General features: G+C 45.9%; 1 protein-coding gene. It reads right to left on the reverse strand.

The window, feature by feature from the left end; all coding sequences use genetic code 11:
* Positions 1-279, reverse strand: a 279-nt coding sequence (locus V6E90_RS21655) for a hypothetical protein (RefSeq protein WP_442881275.1), incomplete at both ends; no start/stop codon positions are given.

A 279-nucleotide genomic window follows, 5' to 3' on the forward strand; every position in this document is an offset into this window, starting at 1 on the left:
AACCATCTGCATTGGTGGTTGGTGTAACTACAACGTTGTCTCCTGCTGTAACCGTGGTTTTCGCTTTGGTTGCTGCATCTTTCACGCTTGTGATCGCACCATCAATTGTGTTCGAACCTGTGCCACCGATATTACTTGTCGTGATCGCACCCGTCGTTGCATCAATGGTCGTGTTGCCACCAACAAGATTTTTCACATTGTTCGCAGTATTGAATAATTGACTGCCATTCACTGCATCTGTTGATGCTGCATTTACAGCACCCGCTTTAACGTTGGTAA

The organism is Acinetobacter sp. ESBL14, assembly GCF_036668815.1.
GTDB lineage: Bacteria > Pseudomonadota > Gammaproteobacteria > Pseudomonadales > Moraxellaceae > Acinetobacter > Acinetobacter gyllenbergii.